The following is a 23,255-nucleotide window of genomic DNA, read 5'->3' on the forward strand; positions in this document are numbered from 1 at the left end:
GTCCGCGTTCCGAAGGCAAGCCCTTCGAAAAGCGCGAGGGACCGCGCAAGCCATATGCACCACGCGGTGACCGGCCGATGGCAGCCGAAGGCGAGCGCAAGCCGTATGAAAAGCGCGAAGGGCCGCGCAAACCCTATGCGCCGCGTGGGGATCGCCCGATGGCGGCCGAGGGTGAACGCAAGCCGTATGAAAAGCGCGAGGGGCCGCGCAAGCCTTATGCACCGCGCGGCGATCGGCCGGTTGCGGCCGATGGCGAGCGGCCAAAGCGCGATTTCAAGGGCGGCGATCGGCCATTCAGCAAGGGGCCGCGTCCCGAAGGCAAGCCTTTCGAAAAGCGTGAAGGGCCGCGCAAGCCCTACGCACCGCGTGGCGATCGGCCTGCTTCCGCCGAGGGCGAAAAGCGTTTTGACCGGCCAAAGCGCGATTTTGGCGATCGCCCGCAGCGCGACGCCGGAGATCGTCCCAAGCGTGACTTCAGCGATCGCCCCAAGCGCGATTTCGGTGGTGACCGGCCGCAAGCATCTGGCGGCGCCTTCAAGCCGCGCCCGCGTCCGGCAGATGCGGAAGAAGCCGGCGAGCGTATCGCCAAGCGGTTGGCCCGCGCCGGCCTGGCGTCGCGCCGCGACGCCGAAGACCTGATCGCGGCGGGCCGTGTCAAGGTCAACAACCGGGCTTTGACCTCGCCGGCCTTCAACGTCATGCCAGGCGACATCATCCATCTCGACGGCATGGAGATCCCGCCGATCGAGCGCACCCGCCTGTTCCTGTTTCACAAGCCGGCCGGCGTCGTTACCACCAACCGCGACCCCGAGGGCCGCAAGACCGTGTTCGACGTGCTGCCGGCCGAATTGCCGCGGCTGATGACCATCGGCCGCCTCGACATCAACACCGAAGGCCTGCTGCTGCTCACCAATGATGGCGGTCTGTCGCGCGTGCTCGAACTGCCTGCCACTGGCTGGCTGCGCCGTTACCGCGTGCGCGTTCATGGCAAGGTCGAGGAAAGCATGCTCGCAGGCCTGCGTGAAGGCATTGCCGTCGACGGCGTCTTCTACGGCGCCATCGAGGCGACGCTCGATCGTGAACAAGGCACCAACGCGTGGCTGACGATCGGCCTGCGCGAAGGCAAGAACCGCGAAGTGAAGAACATCCTTGGATCGCTCGGCCTCGACGTGACGCGGCTGATCCGTATCTCCTACGGACCGTTCCAGCTCGACGATCTCGCCGAAGGCCATGTGCTGGAGATCAAGGGCCGCGTCTTGCGCGACCAGCTCGGCGAGCGACTGGTCGAGGAATCCGGCGCCAATTTCGACGCCGAGATCATCAAGCCGTTTCCAACCAGCCGGTGCGGCGAGAGCGTGACGTGGAGCCGGAACGGCCGAAAGTCACCCGCGAGGGTGACCATCGGCCGATCGGCGAGGGCGGTCTGATCAAGAACCGCAAGCGCCGCGAAGGCAGCCGCGACGAAGCGCTCGGCAAGCTGTCGACCAGTCCCGAAAGGGGCGCGAGGCCGGAAAAGAGCTTTGGCGAACGCGGCCCGAGACCTGAGCGCAGCGAGTTTTCGGACAAGCCGCGCAGCGAGTTTCGCGAAAAGCCGCGCGGCGATTTTGGCGACAAGCCCCGTGGAGGCTTCGGCGACAAGCCGCGCGGCGCCTTTGGTGACAAACCGCGCGGCGGCAAGAAGCCCGAGCGCGAGCAGCGGCCGATCGATCCGCCGGGCCAGCGCAAGGCTAATGTCTGGATGGCGCCGGGCGCGCGTCCGATCGGCAAGGGCAGGGCGGAAGCCGATGCCGCCAAGGCGGCTGAGGCCAAGGCGCGCAAGGCGTCGTTCAAGCCGTCCTATGGCAAGCCGGGCGGAGCCAAGCCGTTCGGCAAGCCGGGTGGCGAGCGTCCGGATGGCGGTCGGGGCGGCGAGCGGCCACGCAACGGTCCCAAGGGCCCGAGGACCAGATGATGCCGGGACTTAAATGAGATCCGGCCTTAAATGAGACCCGGGCATAAATGAGAATCGTCGGCGGCCAATTTCGCGGGCGTCCGCTGGCGACGCCGCGCGACCATGCCATCCGCCCGACGACCGACCGCGCCCGCGAGGCCGTCTTCAACGTGTTGGCGCACCGCTTTGCCGACAAGCTCGACGGCGCGCGTGTGCTCGACCTTTTCGCCGGCACCGGCGCTCTCGGCCTCGAAGCGCTGTCGCGCGGCGCTTCCTATGGCGTCTTTATCGAAGAATCGGCCGAAGGGCGCGGCCTGATCCGCACCAATGTCGAAGCTTTTGGCCTTACCGGCCGCACCAAGATCTTCCGCCGCGACGCGACCGCCCTGGGTGAGGCCGGTACGCTTGCGGCATTCGGCCTGGTCTTCGCCGATCCGCCCTATGGCAAGGGCCTTGGCGAGCGCGCCCTGCGCTCGGCCAGGGATGGCGGCTGGTTGCTGCCCGGCGCGCTCTGCGTGGTCGAGGAAGCCGCCTCGGCGCCCTTCGAGATTGGGCCGGAATTCTCGGTGGTTGATAAACGAAACTACGGCGAGACGGTGGTCCGGTTCATCGAGCTTGCGTAAGGGTGGAGCGACCGGCGCCTTCAAAATGACGCACAATTCACTTTGCCTCCGCGGCTAACCTTGCCTATCGTCGCGCGATAACAACCGGAGCCATCAATGACATTTCATACTGAATGGCTGCGGAGAGCCTTGCTCGCCACCGCGCTGACCATGGCCGGCCCGGCCCTGGCCGCGGATGATGGCAAGGTGGCCAACTTCCTGCTCGACAATGGCATGGAGGTGGTGGTCATTCCCGATCATCGCGCCCCCATCGTCACCCATATGGTGTGGTACAAGATCGGCAGCGCCGACGAGCCGCCAGGCAAGTCCGGCATAGCGCACTTCTTCGAACACCTGATGTTCAAGGCTACGACCAACCACGCCGCGGGCGAGTTCGACCGCGCCATATCGGCCATCGGCGGCTCCAACAACGCCTTCACCTCCTATGACTACACTGCCTTCCACGAGACGGTGGCGCCCTCGGCGCTCGGTGAGATGATGAGCTTCGAGGCCGATCGCATGCGCAACCTCATCTTGACCGACGAGGTCATCAAGACCGAGCGCGACGTGATCCTGGAAGAGCGCCGCTCGCGCATCGACAGCAATCCGCAGGCGGTGCTCGACGAAGAGGTCGACGCGACGCTCTGGCAGAACCAGCCCTACCGCATTCCGGTGATCGGCTGGATGCAGGAAATGGAGCAGCTGAACCGCACCGATGCGGTTGCCTTCTATGACAAATACTACCGGCCTAACAATGCGGTGCTGATCGTGGCCGGCGATGTCGAGCCGGAGGTCGTGAAGGCGCTGGCCGAAAAAACCTATGGCAAGGTCGCGCGCGGTCCCGACCTGCCCCCGCGCATCCGCCCGGTCGAGCCGGAGCAGAACACCAAGCGGACGGTGACGCTCACCGATGGGCGCGTTTCGGTGCCGAGCTTTTCGACGCAATGGGTGGTTCCGTCCTACCACACGGCAAAACCGGGCGAGGCCGAGGCGCTCGACCTGCTGGGAGAGATCCTTGGCGGCGGCAGCCGCAGCCGGCTCTACCAGCAGCTCGTGGTCAAGCAAGGCATCGCATCGGCGACCGGCGCCTTCTTCCAGGGTACGATGCTCGACGCCACCAATTTCACCGTCTATGGCGCGCCGCGCGGCGACGCAAAGCTGAGCGACGTCGAGGCGGCCGTCGAGGCCGAGATCGCCCGCATCGTCAAGGACGGCGTCACCGCGGACGAGCTGGAGAAGGCCAAGGCCCGCTATATCAGGGCCATGATCTTCGCCCGCGACAAGCAGGACGAGATGGCCAATCTCTACGGCGCCGAGCTCGCCACCGGCGGCAACGTCAGGGATATCGAGGAATGGCCGGACCGCATTCGCAAGGTCACCGCCGATGAGATCAAGGCGGTCGCCGCACGCTATCTGCTGCTCGACCGTACGACGACCGGCTATCTCTTGCCGCAGCAACAGGCGGGGAATTGATGATGACAAGATTGAGCGTTGGCGCTGCCCCTCACCTGCCTGCCGGCATCCTCTACCCGTATAGTGACGGGGAGAGGGGCGCTGTCATCGCCGATTTCGCCAACCATCAGCGTCGTAAGAAGAGCGCCAGCGTCGCGGCGAGACCCCTTCTCCCCGTCACTATACGGGGAGAAGTGCCCGGCAGCGCGATGAGGGGCGGAGCTGACCTTGGCGATCGCGGGCCTGATGCGATTGCTCATAGGCGCATCGCGGTTCTCCACGCCCTCGCCACACTGTTCCTCGGCATCTTCTTCCTCATCCTGCCGGCGCTTGCCGCGCACGCGATGGACATCCAACCGGTGACCTCGTCAAAGGGCGTCAATGCCTGGCTGGTCGAGGACCACTCCATTCCGATCATCGCCATCCGCTTCGTCTTCGATGGCGGCTCGACGCAGGATCCGGCGGGGCGGGAAGGGCTGGTCAATCTGATGACCGGCCTGTTCGACGAGGGCGCCGGAAACCTCGACAGCGAGGCCTTCCAGATCAAGCTTGACGATGCCGGCGCCGAAATGGGCTTCGAAGCGGCGCGCGACGGCACCTATGGCGCGATGCGGATGCTGGCCGAGCAGAAGGACGCGGCCTTCGACCTGCTCAGGCTGGCGGTCACCAGCCCGCGCTTCGACCAGGCGCCGATCGACCGCATCCGCGCCCAGATCCTGTCCGGCATCATCGCCAGTGAGCGTGACCCCAACACCGTCGCGCAAACCAAATGGCTGCGCGCGATCTATGGCGAACATCCGTATTCCAGGCCCGACCAGGGCACCAAGGACAGCATCGCCACCATCACGGCAGCGGATCTGGCTGCCTTCCACAAGGCCAATTTCGCCCGCAGCGGCCTGCATGTTGCGGTGGTCGGCGACATAGATGCCGCGACGCTGAAACGGAAGCTCGATGAGGTCTTCGGCGATCTGCCGGAAAAGCAGGTGCTGCAACCGGTTGCCGATACCGAGCTGAAGCTCGGCCAGCAGCTCGAGGTCGACTACGACCTGCCGCAGACCTCGCTGCAGTTTGCCTATCCCGGTGTGAAGCGCGATGCGCCGGATTTCTTCCCTGCGGTGCTGATGAACCAGATTCTCGGCGGCGGCACCTTCACCTCGCGCCTCTATGACGAGGTGCGGGAAAAGCGCGGCCTGGTCTATTCCGTCGATTCCAACCTGGTCGATCACCAGCATTCCAACGCGCTGATCATCACCACCGCAACGCGTTCCGATCGCGCCGCCGAGACGCTCGGCATCGTCAAGGAGGTGGTCAAGAAGATGGCCGAGGAGGGGCCGACCGAGGCCGAACTGGACGCCACCAAGAAATACATGGTCGGCTCCTATGCTATCAGCAATCTGGATTCTTCCAGCGCCATTGCCGCGACCCTGGTGGAATTGCAACTCGACAATCTCGGCATCGATTACGTGCAGCGCCGCGCGGCGCTCATCAACGGTGTGACGCTCGATCAGGTCAAGGCAGCGGCGAAGAAGCTGCTGACGCCGGCGCCCGCGATCATGAGCATCGGGCCGAAGCTGGAGGGCAAATGACGAGCTCCACCTCGGGCCCCACCTTCGGTATCGCCTTTGGCGGCGGCGGCGCGCGCGGCCTCGCCCATATCCACATCGTCGAGGCGCTGGACGAGCTCGGCATCAAGCCGGTGGCCATTGCCGGCTCCTCGATCGGCGCCATCATGGGCGCCGGCATGGCCTCGGGCATGAGCGGCAGGGACATCGAGACCTATGCCCGCTCGATCCTCGGCCGCCGCGCCGAGGTGGCGGCGCGCATGTGGCGCTCGCGCCCCGGCACCATCGCCGAGGCGATGCAGGGCGGCATCCGCGTCAGCCAGTTCAACATAGAGCGCATCTTGAAGGCGTTCCTGCCGGAAGCCATCCCGGAAACCTTCGCCGAGCTGAAGATCCCGCTCAAGGTGACGGCGACGGACTATTTCGGTCACAAGCTGGCCGTCTTCGACGAGGGCGACCTGCATTCGGCGCTCGCCGCCTCGGCTGCCATTCCCGCCGTGTTCCGCCCGGTGACGCGCGACGACCGCGTGCTGATCGACGGCGGCATCTACAATCCGGTGCCGTTCGACCTCATCGAAGACGCCGCCGACATCATCATCGCCATCGACGTCGTCGGCGCGCCGAGCGAGGCCGAGCGCAAGCACCCGACCACGGTCGACCTGATGTATGGGGCCACGCAATTGATGATGCAGTCGATCATCGCCCACAAGCTGAACCAGCGCCCCCCCGACATACTGATCCGCCCGCCGGTGTCGAAATACCGCGTGCTCGATTTCATGAAGATCGACACGCTGATGGCCGAGACGCAGGAGGTCAAGGACGAACTGAAGCGGGAAGTGGAGAGGGTGGTGGAGGCGCGTGCCAAGGGCAAGCGGGGGAAGAAAGCAGGGTGAGCTGCCGATCTCCCCCCTTGAGGGGGAATGGCCGGCAGGCCAGAGGGGGTCGTCTCGCTTGAAGCTAGACCTCCTACGGTCGATAGGAGGTTGCGTCAGGACGGACCGACCCCCTCTGTCGCCTTCGGCGACATCTCCCCCTCAAGGGGGGAGATTACCCCGACCAGCGTCTCACACCTTCCCAGCCGCATATTCCAGCGCCACCACGCCATTGCTGAACTGTACGGTCGAGACAGGCTCATTGCGACCGCTCTGCGAAAAAAATGCGCTTTGTTGAGCAGTTGTCGGGCGCTGGTCCATTCGCGCTTAAAGGGGGGCGCTTCGGACACCATCGACAAACGCCAGAACGACCACACACGGAGCAACGCAGTAAACCAGTCTCGCTCTGCGGCCCGTCTTCGTCACAGCGTCGCCCGCGTCGAGATCGACGGTGATGTCCTCATAGCCCAGCACTTCGCGATCAAGCGGGTAGGCGGCCTTGTAGACAGCTTCCTTGGCGGCAAAAAGGATGCGACCGGCAAGATACGGGTCGGTTGCGTCGATCCGGTCAGCGGGGACTGCAACCAGCGCGAAGATGTCGTCGGGCAGGGGCAAAGCGGGCTCGATATCGATGCCGAGCGAGGCGACGTGGGAGAGCGGCGCGACGGCCGCCACGGCTATCTCGTCGTCGTGAGCCAGCGACCCCGTTACTCCATGAGGCCATACCGGTGCGCCGGAGGAGCCGCGGAGGATAGCGACGTCGTTCAAGCCCATATCCGCCAGCAGCTCGTGCGCGATCCACCGCGCCGCGCCACTCGCCCGCCGCATCAGCGGCAGGCGTGACGGGATGGAGCGTGCTTCCTGCGGCAGCAAATGGTTCTCATCGTCTTCCCGGATCGTGCGGCATCCGATCTGAACGCCGGCCGGTGCCATGGCGGCCATCGCCGCCAGCAACTGTGCCGACAGGCTGGCACAGGCATCGAGCGGGCGCGTCATGGCTGGCCGCCCCGCAGAGCGAGGTCGGCGATCATTTCCCCGTCCTCGTCCAGTCCCTCTTCGACGAAACCGGCAGCGCGATAGAGGCGGCGTGCCGCTTCATTCCCAGGTTCGTAGCAGATAGAAACGTGGCTGATGTGGCCGAGCCCCATGATTTCATCCAGCACTTCGCGCAAAGCGGCCTTGCCGTAGCCTTGGCCCTGATGGACGCGATCGATCATGAAGCGGTAGATCCGCGCCCCGTCGTCGTCCTCCGGCGCCTCGTACATCAGGAAACCGACGACGCGATCCCCTGCCATGACAACGCGCGGCCGTGCGTCCCCGTCGGTTTCGGCTTCGTCCAGCGACTCCGCATTGCTGGCGACGAAATCCATCTGATCCGGGGCCAGCTCCAGGGCCGCGACCACAGCCCGGTTGGCCGCAGTCACCGAAACGAGGCGGATGTCTGCGCTCATCAAGCCGTTGCCTTGACGCCATCCTCCGGCACCGGCTCGACGAAGCGATGCAGCTTGGCCGGGTTGCCCCGCCAGATCGAGTTGGGCTCCAGCTCTTCGCCCTTCATCACGAAGGAGTCCGCGTCGACCATCGAGCCTTTGCCCATCACCACGCCGTAGTGGACAAAGGCGGAAGGTCCGAGCGTGCAGCCATCGCCGATGCGGATGAAATCCGACTTGAACGCGCCTTCTTCCAGCGAGTGAGCCTGAATGACGCAGCCCTCGTTGAGCGTGACGTCATCGCCGATCTCGACCAGAGAGCGCTCGGTCAGGTTGCTGCCGCCGTCATAGACCCGGCTGCCGACCTTGACGCCGAGCAGGCGCAGGATCATCGGCCGGAACGGCGTGCCGGCGAACAGGCGCACGATCGGCGAATCCGCCAGCTTCCAGTGGCGTTCGTGGCGCCAGAAGGCGACGTCGTAGATCGTCGTCATCTGCGGCTTTAACCGGCCAAAGCCAAGGCTTGCCCGCTCGACCAGAATGTAGAACGGAATGGTGATCGCCGAGGTCAAAAGCACGGCGGCGAACAGCGCGACCTCCGCCCATTCCGTATAGTAGTTCAGCGCCCGGTCCCAGATCGCCAGCGTGACGAACAGCATGACCCATTGCGTTGCCAGGAACAAAAGGATGGTCACCAGATTGTGGCGGTTCTTGTGCGGGATGCGCCGGCGCCGGTCGGCCTCGTCGACGCCGGCGATAAGCTCCTTGTCGCGGTTCACCATGCGCGGGATTTCAAAGGCAGGCGAACCGAGAAGGCCGACATTCTGGCGCACCGGCCCGTCGATGGGGATCATCACCTTGGTGCCGAGCAGCACGTTGTCGCCGGTGCGGCCGTCCGGCGGATAATAGATGTTGTTGCCGAGATAGTTGCGTTCGCCGATGCGCGTCGGCTCGAGCCTGAAGGCCGAGGCGGACTTGTGCATGTTGATCATGAACAGCCCGTCCGAGACCATGGTCTCGGTGCCGATCTCGCACAGAAGCGGGTTTTCGTGCTGCTGGTTGGAGCCGAAATTGGAGCCGGTCTGCACCACTCTGTTGAGGTTCCAGCCGATGGCGCGCATGTAGTGCACGATTGCCGAGCTGTCGCCGGCCAGGAGCCCGAGCACGCGGGAATTGCTGGCGAATTCGGCGACGGTCTGCAGCCAGTAGCGGAAACCGTAAAGCGTGTAGGTGCGGCCCGGCTTCAAGATCAGGCTCGTCAGGCGCGGCACCAGCGTCGCTGCCAGGAAAGCCGCCGCGATATAGCCGAAAAGCGTGACCGTGGTGCCGATTGCGACAAGGCCGATCGTCTCCTGATAGTCGTCGCCGACATATTCCCAGTAGCTGTGGAACAGGAGCGGCAGCGGGGTGACGAGGCCAAACAGGCCGATCAGCTGCAGCGCTTCATAGAGGAAGCGCCGGACCTGGTAAGGATTGACATTGCGCACCTTGCAATAGTCCGCCGTGGTCGGCACCGCCGGCGATCCATGCCAGTGCTCGCCGTCGGGAATGCTTTGCCCGCGATGCAGCGAGGATGAATGGCCGAGCTGGGCGCCGTTGCCGATCCTGGTGTCGATGTCGAGCGTGGAGCCGACGCCGACAAAGGCATCGCGGCCGATGGTCAGCGGCCCGGTGTGGATATAACCGGACTGGGCCCTGAAGCCGAGGATCATCGATTCCTTGCGCAGGATGGTGTTGGCGCCGATGGAAATAAGATCCGTGCAGACGGGCACGGACTTCGATTCGATGACGGCGTTTTTCCCGAGCTTGGTGCCGAGCAGCTGCAGATAGAGGCTGTAGAGCGGGCTGCCGCGGAACAGCACCACGGGCGCGGTGCGGATCAATGTCTTGACCACCCAGAAGCGGAAGTAGCGCACGCCCCAGATCGGAAACGCCTCAGCCTTCCACCGGCCGATGAGCACCCATTTCGCAATGACGGCAAAGCCCGACATGCCGAAGAACACGGCGGCCGAGAGCGCCACGCACCGGATATAGAGCTGCAGCGGATCGTCGAGCGCGTCATACATCCAGTTGAGGCCGTCATTGATCGCCCATAGCGCCACGTAGCTGTAGAGGCCGTAGAACGAAAGCTGCGCCGCGCCGCAGGTCCAGTAGGCGAAGTTCGAGGCCCGGCGGGTGAGGACCGGCTCGTTGGTTGCCGTCGTCATCTCCTCCGCTACCCCCAGATGCAGCGCCAGGCGCGCCACTGTGGGATAGAGATAGATGTCGCGCATCGACGTCGTCGCCCATTCCTTCCGGGTGCGCACGCGCGCGCAGAAATGGGCCATCAGCAGCGAGTTGGCGCCGAGGTCGTCGAAGAAGTGGTCCTCGACGGACACCGCGTCGAATTTCAGCACAGTCGCCAGTGCATCGGCCAGGAAGCGCTCGTCCTCATTGGCGGGCGGCACCATGGCGCGATCGGTCGAAAGCCGGACGCTTGTCGGCTTCGGCAACTGGCGCAGGTCTACCTTGTTGGAGACGGTCATCGGGATGGCAGGCAGTTCCTCCAGATAGCCGGGCACCATGTAGTCGGGCAGCCGCCGCTTCATCGTCTGGGCGAGATCCCCTCGGGAAATCGCCGCTACGCCGGTTTTAAGCGCGTAATAGGCAACCAGTTCGACGCGACCGGGTTCGATCTCCCAGGTGGTGACGGCGGCCTGGGCGATCTCGGGCTGGTCGAGCAGCACCGCCTCGATCTCGCCGAGCTCGATGCGATAGCCGCGAATCTTCACCTGCGTGTCGATGCGCCCGGCATACTCGATCTCGCCGCTATCGTTGATCCGGCCAAGATCGCCGGTGCGGTAGATGCGCTGCGACGGGTTGTTCGGCAGGCCGACGAAATCGGCGATGAATTTCTGGTCGGTCAGGTCCGGCCGGTTCAGATAACCGACGGCGAGCCCGATGCCGGCAATGCCGATCTCGCCCAGTTCACCGGGCTCGGCAAGTTGCGGCAGCGAAGCGCCGAGAATGACGATCGAGTAAGTCGGCAACGGCGCGCCGATTGTGACGGGACGGTCCGGCGTCAGCGCCCCCATCGTTGCGGTGACGGTCGCCTCGGTCGGCCCGTAGGTGTTGAGGATCTGCCGGCCCGGCTTCGACCAGCGCACCACCAGATTGTGCGGGCAGGCCTCGCCGCCCACCAGAAGCGTGCGCAGGCTGGGAACGTCCGATGTCATCGACGACAGCAAGGTCGGGCTGCAGGCCATGCAGGTGATGTCATGGAGGCGCAGGAAATCCGCCAGTTCCTCGCCCACCAGCGGCATCTGGCCAGGAGCCGGCACCACCGTCGCGCCGGCGACGAACGGCACCCAGATCTCTTCGGAGGAAAAGTCGAAGGCAATGGTCATGCCCTGATACACCCGGTCGCCCGGCCGGTAGCCGTAGGAGGCGGCCGCGACGTGTATGAAATTGACGAAGCTCTGGTGCGTGATGACCACGCCCTTGGGCTTGCCAGTGGTGCCCGAGGTATAGAGGATGTAGCAAATGTCGTCGGCCGCCTGCGGCTTCAGCGGCGCGGGCGACTGCGCGGAAATCTCGGCGGCGGCGCTGTCGATCAGCACATGGGGAACGGGCAGTTGACCGGCGCGCGACGCATAGGCGGCGATGGTGACGATCATGCTGACGGCGGCGTCTTCGATGATCAGCGCCATCCGCTCCTGCGGAAACGCGGTGGCCAGCGGCACGAAGGCAGCCCCCGCCTTCATCACCGCCAGCAACGCGACATAGGTCTCCGCCGACCGATCGAGAATGAGCCCGACCCGGTGGCCCGGCCGCACGCCGTGCTTGATCAGCATGCGGGCGAACTGGTTGGCACGGCTGTTCAGCTCCTGATAGGTCCACACGCGCTCTTCGGAGATCACCGCCGGCAGTGCGGCAAACGTTACGGCGAGCTGCTCGAAGACCGTATCGAGCCGCTCACCCGGCTGCAGGGCAAAGTCGGCGCCCGTCAGGACCTGGCCGCCCCTTGCCGGGCCGCGAGCGATCCTTGCCAGCGCATCGATGCTTGCCAGGCTGCCGATCGCCGTTGCCGCGTCGCTGTCCAGTTCGGCGATATCGTAGTCCATGTCCATACTTTCTCGTCCTCGCCGGGCATTGCCCGGCTGTTCATGCCGCCGCTGGAGGAGGCACTGCGCCGCCGCTGCGATTTTGTTGGTGGAGGGCTTCCAAAAAGGAAGAGCCCGGAATCTCGACCGGGGAGCTTATGCCACCCGATCTTTTCGCCGGTTTTTCCGAACTGTTGAATTTTGTTTCTGGAGTGTGTCTGGGCGGGGATTTGCCGGGCCTCGTTGACCCTTGCGGGGCAGGGGTTCAGCCTCAGTGGCGACCCGGAAAGAGACTATGAGCGAACCTCATGCGGACGGCGCCGGCGAGCTGTCTATAATGGAGCGCTACGGCGACCCAGCAGCAGAGCGATGCCCAACGCCGGAAGCGTTGCCGCCGCGACGGCGAAGAAGACGAATTGCAGCCCCGTCGACGCGGCGACCAGGCCGAGCGCCGGACTGCCGAAGCCGAGCGCCACGTCGAGGAAGACGGTGTAGAGTCCCATGGCCAGGCCGCGGCTGCGCGACGGAAGATGGCCTACGGCCTCGGCGCCGAGGCCGGGATAGACCAGCGAGTAGCCGAGGCCAGTCAGACCCGCTCCGATTGCGGCGACAACAGGCCCGGTCGCAAGCCAGATCAGCATCAGCCCTGCCGCCTCGACCGCGACGAAGATCACGGCGACGCGTGCGCCTCCAAGCCTGTCGGGCAGGTGGCCGAAGCACAGCCTTGCCACAATCAGAGACGCAGCATAGGCCGTGAAAGGAAGCCATACCGGCTGCCAGCCCCGCTCGGCGAAGAGCAGGGCGCCGAAGCCCAGAATAGCACCATAGCCGAGGCTGCTGAAAGCAGCTCCGACGCCAGGAAGCCAGACCGCTTTCGCCACGCTCCTCCATGACTGCGGCACGCTGCCCGCGGCGGCGCCGGTGCCGCGCATCGGCAGGATGGCAAGCAGCGTCGCCAGCGGCAGGATGATCGTCGCGAGCGCGATCGCGGTTAAACCGCTCGCCGCATAAAGCGCAGATCCGACCGGCGCCCCCAGCGCGAGCGCCGCAAACATCGCCGTGCCCACCCAGGCTATGACTTTTCCGGAGTTCTGTCCGCCCGCAACGGAGAGGCCCCAGGCGACGCCGCCGGTGATGATGAAGCTCTCGGACGCGCCCAGTACCGCCCGGCCGGCAAACAGCGCCGATGCGGACGCTACCGGGCGGTCGAGCAATGCCAGCGAGCCGAGGTAAAATAACCCGGCCAGGGCAGCGGCAATGAGGCCGACGACGACGGCCCGCTTGCCGCCGCGCCCATCTGCATAGTTGCCAGCGCCGATGCGCGACAGCATCGAGGCGACGAACTGGCTGCCCGTCACCAGTCCCACTGCGAAGGGGCCGAAGCCAAGCTGCTGGTGAAGATGCAGCGGCAAGACGGGTAGCGCCAGGCCGATCAGCAGGAAGCCGGCGAAGACAGCCGCCATGATCGGCACCAGTTCCGCCATGACGCCATTTCGGTCTGACATCCGCGCCATCCTGGTCATCGGCAATCCAACTGTTCGGATCAGTAGCGTTCGTAGGTCACGCGCCAGCCTTCGGCCGGGTTGTCAGGCGTGAGGACCAGTTTGTTGTCCGAGACCTCGAATTTGCGTTTCATGCTCTTGCCGACAAGGTTGCGGACCAGGGAGGACTCGATCGTGATGACGAAAGTCTTGTCCTGGTCGTTGATGGCGACCGGCCCGTAATAGGCTTCGTAGCCATTCGCCGTGTAAGGCGTGTCCGGCGCCTTGGGGTCGGGGTTCTGCGCCTGCACCGAGAGGGTGCCGGCCTCGGTGAAGATGACCTGGCCGGAATAGGGCACGGGCTTCAGGTTTCCCTCGGCGCCGGCCTCCAGCGACGTCATGCGCCATGCGCCGATGATCGGAGGCTCTTGCGAGAAAGCTGGCGTGGCGACCGAAAGCGCAAGCGCAAGGGCGGCAATCTTCAATCTCATCGTCATATGTTGTCCCTTTTCTGAGTTGTGGGTGCGCACAGGCCGTCCGCCCGATCTTTGCTCACACCGAAAGCATGACCTTGATGGCGCGACGCTCGTCCATGGCGCGGTAGCCTTCAGCGACCTCGGCCAGCGGCAGCTTGAGGTCGAAGACCTTGCCGGGCTTGATCCGACCTTGCAGCACACGGTCCATCAGGTCGGGCAGGAAGCGGCGCACCGGCGCCGGGCCGCCCAGCATGCGTTTCTGGCCGAAGAATAGTTTTTGGCCGTCGAAGTTCACGCCATGGGGCACGCCGACATAGCCGATGGTGCCGCCAGGGCGGGAGCAGGCCAGCGCCTGGTCGAAGGATTCTCCCGTGCCGACGCATTCCAGCACGGAGTCCGCGCCGACGCCCTTGGTGAGTTCCTTGATGCGGGCCACGCCTTCCTCGCCGCGCTCAGCGACGATTTCGGTGGCGCCGAACTCACGGGCGAGCTTTTGGCGGCTGGCGTGCCGGCTCATGGCGATGATGCGCTCGGCGCCCATCTCCTTGGCCGCAAGCACGCCCATCAGGCCGACCGCACCATCGCCGACCACGACCACCGTCGATCCTTCGCGGACCTCGGCTGCGTCGGCCGCATACCAGCCGGTGCCGAGCACATCGGACACAGCCAGCAGGTCAGGGATGAGTTCGGCCGGCGGCACCTCGGCGGTGGCGACCAGTGTGCCATCGGCCAGCGGTACGCGGGCGTAAGGCGCCTGCGCGCCCGACATGAACTCGCGCTGCACACAAGACGACTGGAAGCCGAAGCGGCAATGCGGGCAGGTGTTGTCCGAGAGGCAGAACGACCCGACGACGAACTGGCCGGGGCGGACCGTGCGCACCTCTGCGCCGACCTCGACGACGATGCCGCAATATTCGTGGCCCATATGCATCGGCCCGGCGACCGGCTGCAGCCCGCGATAGGGCCACAGGTCCGAGCCGCAGATGCAGCTTGCCGACAGCTTGATGATGGCGTCCGTCGGCCGCATGATTTTCGGATCGGCGATTTCCTCGCAGCGTATGTCGCCCGGTTTGTGAAGAACGGTTGCAAGCATGTTGGTTCCTTTCGAGGGGAGAAGATCAGGTGCCGTAGTCGGCGTCGCTGACATGTTCCAGCCAGTCCACGACCTTGCCGTCCTTGACCTCCTGGAGGGCGATGTGGGTCATGGCGGTCTGAGGCGACGCGCCGTGCCAGTGCTTTTCGCCGGGCGCGAACCAGACGACATCGCCCGGATGGATTTCCTCGACCGGGCCACCTTCGCGCTGCACGCGGCCCAGGCCGGAGACGACGATCAGCGTCTGGCCGAGCGGATGCGTGTGCCAGGCGGTGCGGGCGCCGGGCTCGAAGGTCACCTGTGCGCCTTGAACCCGCTCGGCGTCGAAGGGATTGAAGAGCGGATCGATCCGCACCGTTCCGGTGAACCAGTCAGATGGTCCCTTGCCGGAAGGCCTGGTGCCGGCGCGAAGAATGTCCATGGTGATCTCCTTTGCGTCCTCAAATGCGTTCGATGCGAAGCGGGAATTTGCCCCGAATGTGCAGGGCCTGCTCGCCCTCGTCGAAGCGGCCAAGCCTGATCAGCCCGGGATGGCGGTAGTCGGCGTAGAACATGGCCAGGTTGCCCCAGGGCATGAAATAGCACAGGTCATAGGGCTGCTCGTCGGCGAACGGGCCGCTTCCCTCCTCGGTCAGCTTGCGTGTCAGATAGGCGATCTTCTCGTTATGGGCGTAGTCATCGATCTCGAGCTCGAGCGGCAGCATGGAGAAGAAGTCGCGCGCCGAGGGATTGTCGTAGAGCGTGGCGGTCATGATGCGGCCGTTGAAAACCATCCTGATCTTCATTTCGGTGGGCTCCTGGCTGACGGGAGATTGGCTTTCCTGGCTGGCGGCTGTGCGAGGCAGGGCCGCCACCGCGAGCGCGACGCCGAGCAATGTCCGGCGGCTGAGCGGCGCACGTTCGATCGTCATGGCAAAGACCTCCGGGCCATATGCGCTGCGGCGAGGGCGGCGAGCGCCGATCCGCAGAGCAGCAGCGCGCCCAGAGTGAACGGTGCCCACCAGCCGACCGTATCGAACAGCGTGCCGCCGATCGCGGCGCCGCCGGTGATGGCGAGCTGGATCACGGCTACCTGCAACCCGCCGCCGGCCTCCGCGTCGTTCGGCAATGTTCGGCTGAGCCACGTGCCCCAACCAACCGGCGCGGCCATGCCGAAGAAGGCCCCAGGCAACGAGCAGCAGCGCTGTGGGACCCGGGAGTGCACCGAGCGCGATGAGCGCGGCGGCCAGCGCAGCCATGACCAGCGGGATGACGGTGAGGATGCTGAACAGACGCGTGCGCAGAAGCCGGCCGACGCACCATGTGCCGAGCACCCCGGCCAGCCCCATCGCCAGCAGGACCGCCGAGAGGGCGGCGATGTCGAGCCGGGTGACGTTCTCGAGGAAGGGCCGCAGATAGGTGAAGAGCGCGAACTGGCCCATGAACAGCATCATGATCGACGCCATGCCGGTGGCGACGGGAAGACGGCCGAGCAGCGCCAGCGGATTGCCGGCACGATTCCTGCGGCGCGGCGGCAGCGCCGGCAGGCTTGTCCACTGCCAGGCCAGCGCCAGGAGGCCAAACGGCACGACGAGGAAGAAAGCGCCGCGCCAGCCGACAGAGGCGCCAAGAAAACTGCCCAGCGGTGCGGCGATGGTGGCCGCAATGGCATTGCCGGCGTTCAGCATGGCGAGACCCTTCGGAACCATGTCTTGCGGCACGAGGCGCATGACGATCGCGGTCGACATCGACCAGAAGCCACCGATCGCGATGCCGAGCAGCGCCCGGCCGACCATGAGCAACGCGTAGTTCGGCGCGAAGGTGACAGCCAGACCGGACACGATGAGGAGGAGGGTGAAGCCGGTCACGACCAGTCGGCGGTCGATGTGGCGCGTGAGGCCGGCGACCAGCAGGCTGGTCACGACGGCGAAAGCGCCCGAAATCGAGATCGCCTGTCCCGCCCGGCCCTCGGTGATGCCGAGATCGGCCGCTAGCGGCGACAGCAGGCTGACGGGCATGAATTCCGATGCGATGAGCACGAAAACACACAGCGCCATCGACAACACCGCGCCCCATGCGGCGCGGTTTTCAACAAGCCTTGTGTCGTATGTGGTTTCCATGATTGGCATCCTGGCAAAGCGCCGGACGGATCAGCCGCAAATTCCCGTCGCTGCTGGAAGATATTGCAGGGGAACCCATTTAAGTAGACTAAGCAATCCGCATGGACTTATCTGCTCATGATATGAATGTCCGACGGGAGGTGCCCTGTGCAGCGCGATGGCATGAAGGATCTGCTCTGGTTCGTGGCGGTCGCCCGGGAGCGCAGCTTCACCAGGGCGGCGGCAAAGCTCGGAACCTCGCAGTCGACCCTGAGTTCGACAATCAAGGAGCTTGAAGCTCGCCTTGGCGTCCGCCTGCTGACGCGTACGACGCGGAGCGTCTCTCCGACCGAGGCCGGCGAGCGACTATTCCAATCTCTTGTTCCCCGCTTCGAGGAAATCGAATCCGACCTCGCAAGCCTGGTGGCCTTTCGCGACAAGCCCTCCGGAACGGTCCGCATCACCCTGTCCGACCATGCGCTCCAGACGACCGTCTGGCCGAAGCTCCAGCCCTTGCTCAACGACAATCCAGACGTGCGGGTCGAGCTCTACAGCGACAACGGCATGAAGAACATTGTGGAGGAGCGCTTCGATGCAGGCGTGCGGCTTGGCGAGAGCATCGACCGGGACATGATCGCAGTGCGCATCGGGCCGGATTGGAGGCTCGTGGCCGTGGCTTCGCCGGACTACTTTTCCCGCCATCCGGTTCCGACCGCGCCCCAGGACCTGGTCGATCACGACTGCATCAATATGCGGCAGGCGACGTTCGGTGGATTGTATGCCTGGGAATTCGCCAGGGATGGCCGCGACCTTCGTGTGCGGGTGGAAGGCCAACTCACCTTCAATTCGTCCATTCCCATGATCGAGGCTGCGACAAGCGGTTTTGGCATCGCCTATGTCCCGGAAAACCTCGTCAGCCACCACATCGCCGAGGGACGCCTCAGGCTCGTGCTTGACGACTGGAGCCCGCCATTTGCCGGCTATCACCTCTACTATCCAAGCAGGCGGCAGCTCTCCCCTGCAATGGCGGTGATCATCGACGCGCTCCGCCATCGCATTTGACCGCAGGGACTGTTTGGATCATGAAGCTGAGCGTGGTGAATGGCAGGTTCTGCCCCCAAGTTCTTTGACTTCGACGCTGCGGAAGGCTGCTTTGCGCCCCATGTCGGCCGTTAAAGTTGACTTGTGCCACCACCTGACAGCGGACATTACCGGCGACCGCGCTTGAGGGCGTAGTTGCGCCTGGAACGGACCTGCCCTCAACCAACTCATTTTCTGGGCATCATATTCAGGGTCAATGCTTCACTCCCTCGTGGCCTGCTGATATTCGAGCCCCAGTCGCGGTTATTTGGGCCACCATCCGATTGACAAGCGCGATATAACGGGGATGAGCGCGGAGCGAGTCGAGGTCGCTATCTTGACGCATCCAAGGCACGCGCAAAACGAGGTAAGCATGTGATGCAGTTAGCTGACGTTCAAGGCAATCGATAGCCTGCTCCGTCTTGCCCAGCTTCGCATAAAAACAGCCTAAGTTGTACTGAACCGGAATGTTGTCTCCGGCGAACATTTCCCCACGAGAGGCCCACGACAGCGCGCGTTCAATCTCGCCAATTTCTGCCAGCATTGCGGCACCGTAACATAGCGCGGTGGCATTGTCGGGATGCGCTTTGACTTCCTTTTCCACTCGCAGCACACCTTGCCTTGCTGCTTCCTTGGCGTCGTCGCTGCGGCCGAGTGAAACATTGACCATCCCTAGATTGGTCCAGACCCGATAGTCATCGGGTGACAACGATACAGCACGCTGGTACAGACCGGCAGCTTTCTCGTATTGACCTTGAATGAAACAATTCCGGCCGTAAGCGAAATAGGTATCGGAAGAGCTAGCGTCTAATTCTAAAGCTCGCTCGAACTCGACTTCCGCCTCGGCATACCGGCCATTTACGAACAAGGCCCCGCCACGTGATGCATGGGCGTCGGCGAGACCTGGCTCAAGTTCCAGCGCCCGTGAGCTGTTGGAAAGGACTGCCTCGAAGCTGGCGTCGGGATCGTTGCAAGTTAACAGAAGCCACTCACAATCAGCCAAAGCGGCATAAGCGCGCGCATAATTTGGGTCAACTTCAACAGCTCTAGCAAACAGTCGCTGCGCTGTTTTGATAAACTTCGTCTCGACTCCCCTGTTGAGGAACGACCTGCCCATCAACAGCGTCTCGTAAGCCTCTGGGTTGTCGGTCGAGCGGTTTGTAATAGTCTCCAGTTCTTCGGGCAACAGCTTCACTTTGAGGACATCGACTATGGTCTTGGAAATCTCGTCCTGCAGTTTGAAGATATCGTCCAGCGTCCGGTCATATCGCTCGGCCCAGGTATGGTCACCGCCAAGACCATTGATTAGCTGAGCCGTGATGCGCACCCGTCCTCCAGCCTTGCGTACACTTCCCTCCAGGACGTAGGCAACATTCAGCTTCTTCGCCACTTCCTCGATCAATACCGCCTTGCCCTTGAAGGTAAAGACGGTATTACGCGCGACCACGGAGAGCCCGGACACCTTCGAAAGGTCGGTGATAATGTCCTCGGTGATGCCGTCGGAAAAGTACTCCTGCTCAGGATCGCCGCTCATGTTGACAAAGGGCAGAACCGCGATCGATGGTTTATCCGGGAGTTGATGCACCGGTTGCACCGCGTGTTTGCCGGTCCCGCCTGTTCCGGCGCGGTAAACCTGCACCGGCTTTGCGATATTCTTGAGCGCGTGCTCGCCGAGATCGTCGAACGCCAATGTCAGCTTACCGGTGACATGATCGTGCACGGTGGCGGAGACGTAGATGCCCCCGGGCTCAGCCAGACCCTCCAGCCGGGCTGCCACGTTGACACCGTCGCCATAGAGATCGCTGCCCTCTACGATGACGTCGCCCAGATTGATGCCGATACGCAGGACGATGCGGTAGGCCTCGGCCACGCTCTCGTTGGCCCCGGTAAAACCCTTCTGCAGTTCGACGGCGCATTGGACGGCATCAACCGCACTGCCAAATTCCACCAGCACACCGTCGCCCATCACCTTGACCACGCGGCCGTGGTACCGGGCAACCAATGGAACCAGAACATCGCGCCGCCGCGCTTTGAGAGCGGCCAGTGTGCCAGCCTCGTCGTGCTCCATGAGGCGCGAAAAGCCAACGACATCAGCAGCTAGAATCGCGGCAAGGCGGCGTTGGGCTCGAATCTCGGCCATGTGGGTTGAATACTTTCAGAAACCCGGCATCTGGGATTGTATTGGTCATCTGGCCTGGAGTCTATCCGGCCGACTTCCGAGATGGGTCAGAGGGCGTCGATGCATGGCGGCGCCTGAACGTCCGCTTCTCACATTCCAAGCCTCCAAGCCGCAAGTCCGCTTCCGGCCCCAAAAGGCGACATCAGAATATCTGCTCAACAATCACCCTTCTGCGCGACGCGGTCATGAAGAAGAACCTCGTCGATCGCGCGTCTCCACTCCCCACACCCACTTGCCATACCCAAATTCTCATCCTAATCTCCCTCTGAGAAAACCTTTTCCCAAACCCCGCCGCAACCGCCGATGTCCACCTCGACAGGTAACGAGCCGTAAGAGAAAACCTTTTCCCAATCCGAGACTTATTCCCGACCAATGCCCTCCGACACGTCGCCAGCACCCGCCAAACAACCCATCACCCTGCGTGAAGTGGCGGCGATGGCTGGCGTCAGTGTGGCCACCGCGTCGAAGGCGCTGAACGGGCAGGGGCGGATGACGGCCGAGACGCGGCAGCGCATTCGCGAGACGGCGCAGCGGCTGGGCTTTCGTCCCAACAGCCTGGCGCAGAGCCTGCTGCGGCGCCGCTCCTTTACCGTCGGCCTGTTGACCAACGATACCTATGGCCGCTTTTCGCTGCCGGTCATGTCGGGCATTTCGGACGCGCTGGTCGATGCCGGCGTGTCGGTGTTCATGTGCAATGTCGAGGACGATCCGCGGCTGGCGCAGCTGCATGTCGAGGCGATGCTGGACAAGCGCATCGACGGCATAATCGCCAGCGGCAAGCGCATCGACCGCCATTTGCCGGTCGACCTCGCCAATCTCGGCGTGCCCGTCATCTACGCCTTCAGCCAGCCCGATCCCGATGCCATCGCCTTCGTCTCCGACGATGCCGGCGGCGCGCGGCTGGCGGTCGAGCATTTTTGCCGCCTCGGGCGGCGGCGCATCGCCCATGTCAGCGGTCCCGAAAGTTTTGCCGTGGTGAATGAGCGGGCACAGGCTTTTCGCGATGTGCTGGCCGCGCACGGCCTGCCGGTGACCGAGCCCTTGCTCGGCTCGTGGTCGGAAGCCTGGGGGCATGAAGCCGTCGGAAAGCTGTTCGACGGCCCAACGCTCTTCAACAACAAGGGGGAGAAACCCGACGCCGTGTTCTGCGGCAACGACCAGATCGCGCGCGGCGTGATCGATGCGCTGCGCGAGCGCGGCTTAGGCGTGCCTGGCGATGTCGGCGTCATCGGCTTCGACAATTGGGAGATCGTGGCCGAGGCGACCCGCCCGCCGCTGACCTCGGTCGACATGAACCTGGCAGCGCTCGGCCGCGAGGCCGGCCTCACACTGCTTTCGCTCGTCGGCGGCCAACCCGCCGCGCCGGGCATTCGAAAACTGCCGTGCCGGCTGGTGGTGCGTCAGTCATGCGGCCGTCCATTGGGCGGCTAGGAGAACGCGCGGCGCGATCTGCGCCGCAACAGGGAGGAGAACAGAACCATGAGGAGGAAAACCATGAAAACCGTGATTACCGGGTTCGCGCTCGCCGCGAGTATCATTGCCTTGCCTGCAATGGCCGCCGACACCGCCAACATCTGGGTTCGCGCCGACGGCTCGAACTTCATGCCGCGCATCGTCGATGCCTTCAACAAGGGCCATGAGAACCAGGTCAAGCTGGACATCATTCCCAATGCCGAGATCATCCCGAAATATGGCGCCGCCGCCGCCGGCGGCACGGCGCCCGACGCGCTGTCGCTCGACCTGATCTACACGCCGTCCTTTGCCGCCGCCGGCCAGCTCGAAGACATCACCGACTGGGCGAAATCGCTGCCCTATTTCGCCAGCCTGTCGCCGGCGCATGTCAAGACCGGCACCTACAAGGACCACATTTACGGGCTGCCGTTCTCGGCCGACGCCTCGGTGCTGATCTGGAACAAGAAGCTGTTCAAGCAGGCGGGGCTCGATCCCGACAAGGGGCCGGCCAACTGGGCCGAGATCGAGGCCGATGCCGAAAAGGTCAACGCGCTCGGCGGCGACATCAAGGGCTTCTACTTCTCCGGCAATTGCGGCGGCTGCAACATCTTCACCTTCACGCCGCTGATCTGGGCCTCGGGCGGCGACATCCTCTCCGAGGACGGCTCGAAGGCGACGCTGGACAGCCCGCAGCTGCGCGGCGCCATCGACCTCTACCGCTCGATGGTCAAGAAGGATCTGGTGCCGGCCGGCGCGCAGACCGACACCGGCGCCAACTTCTTTGCCGCCTTCGCCACCGGCAATATCGGCATTTCGCCGTCCGGCGCCTTCGCCATCGGCGCGCTCAACACGCAGTATCCGGATATCGACTATGGCGTCACCTTCCTGCCGGGCAAGGACAGCGGCTGGTCTTCGTTTGCCGGCGGCGACAATTTCGTCGTCACCAAGGGCACCAAGAAGCTCGCTGTGGTGAAGGAGTTTCTCGACTTCGCCTATTCGCTCGAAGGCCAGACCATCCTGGCCAAATACGGCAGCCTGCCGGTGCGCGGCGACATCGCCAAGGAGGCGCTGAAAGATCTCGATCCGCGCTACCAGATCGCCGCCGAAGCCATGGCCAAGGGCCGCACGCCCTATTCCGTGGTGTTCAACGACCTGATCAACTCGGCCAACGGTCCGTGGACGCAGATGATCAACGAGGTCGTCTTCGGCGACGACGTCGATGGCGCCATCGCCAATGCGCAGGAGACCATGCAGTCGATCATCGACCAGGCGCAGAAATAAGGACTGGCCGGCGGCGAGGGCGCATGACGCCCCTGCCGTCGCAGGTCCTGATCCGGCCGCCCGATCCGTCTCCCTGGACGGGCGGCCGGCGCTCCTTACCCTCCCACTTGTGGGGAGGGTCGCTGCGCAGCAGCGGGGTGGGGGAGGTGTGTCCCACCGCCCTACGAGATCCAACGGAAGAGCAGCATGACCCCTGGCATTCTCA

At 64.2% G+C, this 23,255-nt stretch carries 16 protein-coding genes and 2 pseudogenes; 8 read left to right on the top strand and 10 right to left on the bottom strand.

All coding sequences use genetic code 11. The annotated features are described in order from the left end of the window. Nucleotides 1-77 precede the first annotated feature (77 nt). The 5 genes and pseudogenes from NLY44_RS03260 (at nt 78) to NLY44_RS03280 (ending at nt 6,439) form a co-directional block, all read left to right on the top strand. Nucleotides 78-1,951 (top strand): annotated as a pseudogene (locus tag NLY44_RS03260) (pseudouridine synthase). A 47-nt stretch (nt 1,952-1,998) separates the two neighbouring features. Then, nucleotides 1,999-2,553, top strand: a complete 555-nt coding sequence (rsmD, locus tag NLY44_RS03265) for a 16S rRNA (guanine(966)-N(2))-methyltransferase RsmD (protein WP_023805019.1) — start codon at nt 1,999-2,001, stop codon at nt 2,551-2,553. A 96-nt stretch (nt 2,554-2,649) separates the two neighbouring features. Then, nucleotides 2,650-4,005, top strand: a complete 1,356-nt coding sequence (locus tag NLY44_RS03270; protein ID WP_023805020.1) for a M16 family metallopeptidase — start codon at nt 2,650-2,652, stop codon at nt 4,003-4,005. Between the two features lie 188 nt (nt 4,006-4,193). After that, the gene (locus NLY44_RS03275; protein WP_023805021.1) at nt 4,194-5,570 is read left to right on the top strand and encodes a M16 family metallopeptidase; all 1,377 of its coding nucleotides are present in this window, start codon (nt 4,194-4,196) and stop codon (nt 5,568-5,570) included. Continuing rightward, nucleotides 5,567-6,439: a patatin-like phospholipase family protein gene (locus tag NLY44_RS03280; RefSeq protein ID WP_023805022.1), complete on the top strand. Its 873-nt coding sequence runs from the start codon at nt 5,567-5,569 to the stop codon at nt 6,437-6,439. The genes NLY44_RS03275 and NLY44_RS03280 overlap by 4 nt, the downstream gene beginning before the upstream one ends. 306 nt (nt 6,440-6,745) lie before the next feature. Here the strand turns inward: NLY44_RS03280 and NLY44_RS03285 are convergent, their stop codons facing one another. The 9 genes and pseudogenes from NLY44_RS03285 to NLY44_RS03325 all read right to left on the bottom strand — a co-directional run bounded on the left by NLY44_RS03285 (nt 6,746) and on the right by NLY44_RS03325 (nt 17,079). Next, on the bottom strand, nt 6,746-7,414 hold the full coding sequence (locus tag NLY44_RS03285; RefSeq protein WP_023805023.1) for a 4'-phosphopantetheinyl transferase family protein: 669 nt from the start codon (nt 7,412-7,414) through the stop codon (nt 6,746-6,748). Beyond that, nucleotides 7,411-7,869, bottom strand: coding sequence for a GNAT family N-acetyltransferase (locus tag NLY44_RS03290; RefSeq protein ID WP_031201576.1), 459 nt, complete (start codon nt 7,867-7,869; stop codon nt 7,411-7,413). Before NLY44_RS03290 ends, NLY44_RS03285 begins: the two co-directional genes overlap by 4 nt. Further along, the gene (locus NLY44_RS03295; RefSeq protein WP_023805025.1) at nt 7,869-11,957 is read right to left on the bottom strand and encodes a Pls/PosA family non-ribosomal peptide synthetase; all 4,089 of its coding nucleotides are present in this window, start codon (nt 11,955-11,957) and stop codon (nt 7,869-7,871) included. Before NLY44_RS03295 ends, NLY44_RS03290 begins: the two co-directional genes overlap by 1 nt. A 305-nt stretch (nt 11,958-12,262) precedes the next feature. Further along, entirely contained in the window at nt 12,263-13,453 is a 1,191-nt protein-coding gene (locus NLY44_RS03300) for an arabinose transporter (RefSeq protein ID WP_023805026.1), read from the bottom strand. 20 nt (nt 13,454-13,473) lie between these two features. Next, the gene (locus NLY44_RS03305) at nt 13,474-13,902 is read right to left on the bottom strand and encodes a lipocalin-like domain-containing protein (protein ID WP_023689572.1); all 429 of its coding nucleotides are present in this window, start codon (nt 13,900-13,902) and stop codon (nt 13,474-13,476) included. Nucleotides 13,903-13,963: 61 nt separating this feature from the next. Next, on the bottom strand, nt 13,964-14,980 hold the full coding sequence (locus tag NLY44_RS03310) for a zinc-dependent alcohol dehydrogenase family protein (protein ID WP_023671553.1): 1,017 nt from the start codon (nt 14,978-14,980) through the stop codon (nt 13,964-13,966). A 25-nt stretch (nt 14,981-15,005) separates the two neighbouring features. Next, on the bottom strand, nt 15,006-15,401 hold the full coding sequence (locus tag NLY44_RS03315) for a (R)-mandelonitrile lyase (protein ID WP_023705747.1): 396 nt from the start codon (nt 15,399-15,401) through the stop codon (nt 15,006-15,008). Nucleotides 15,402-15,420: 19 nt separating this feature from the next. Next, a complete protein-coding gene (locus NLY44_RS03320; protein WP_023705748.1) occupies nt 15,421-15,891 on the bottom strand; it encodes a cyclophilin-like fold protein in 471 nt (156 codons plus the stop codon). Next, nucleotides 15,888-17,079: pseudogene (locus NLY44_RS03325) on the bottom strand (MFS transporter). Before NLY44_RS03325 ends, NLY44_RS03320 begins: the two are co-directional and overlap by 4 nt. A 162-nt stretch (nt 17,080-17,241) precedes the next feature. Between NLY44_RS03325 and NLY44_RS03330 the strand changes: the two are divergent. Further along, complete coding sequence (locus NLY44_RS03330; RefSeq protein WP_032891683.1) at nt 17,242-18,120, top strand: LysR family transcriptional regulator; 879 nt, start codon at nt 17,242-17,244, stop codon at nt 18,118-18,120. Nucleotides 18,121-18,352: 232 nt separating this feature from the next. On the opposite strand, the gene NLY44_RS03335 is transcribed toward NLY44_RS03330, so the two are convergent. Next, nucleotides 18,353-20,278, bottom strand: coding sequence for an adenylate/guanylate cyclase domain-containing protein (locus NLY44_RS03335; protein ID WP_023805028.1), 1,926 nt, complete (start codon nt 20,276-20,278; stop codon nt 18,353-18,355). A 411-nt stretch (nt 20,279-20,689) separates the two neighbouring features. On the opposite strand from NLY44_RS03335, the gene NLY44_RS03340 reads away from it, so the two are divergent. Both NLY44_RS03340 and NLY44_RS03345 read left to right on the top strand, forming a co-directional pair. Continuing rightward, complete coding sequence (locus NLY44_RS03340; protein WP_023705751.1) at nt 20,690-21,748, top strand: LacI family DNA-binding transcriptional regulator; 1,059 nt, start codon at nt 20,690-20,692, stop codon at nt 21,746-21,748. Between the two features lie 63 nt (nt 21,749-21,811). Then, the gene (locus tag NLY44_RS03345; RefSeq protein WP_023689585.1) at nt 21,812-23,050 is read left to right on the top strand and encodes an ABC transporter substrate-binding protein; all 1,239 of its coding nucleotides are present in this window, start codon (nt 21,812-21,814) and stop codon (nt 23,048-23,050) included. Nucleotides 23,051-23,255: the final 205 nt, after the last annotated feature.

Source organism: Mesorhizobium sp. C089B (assembly GCF_030323125.1).
Classification (GTDB): domain Bacteria; phylum Pseudomonadota; class Alphaproteobacteria; order Rhizobiales; family Rhizobiaceae; genus Mesorhizobium.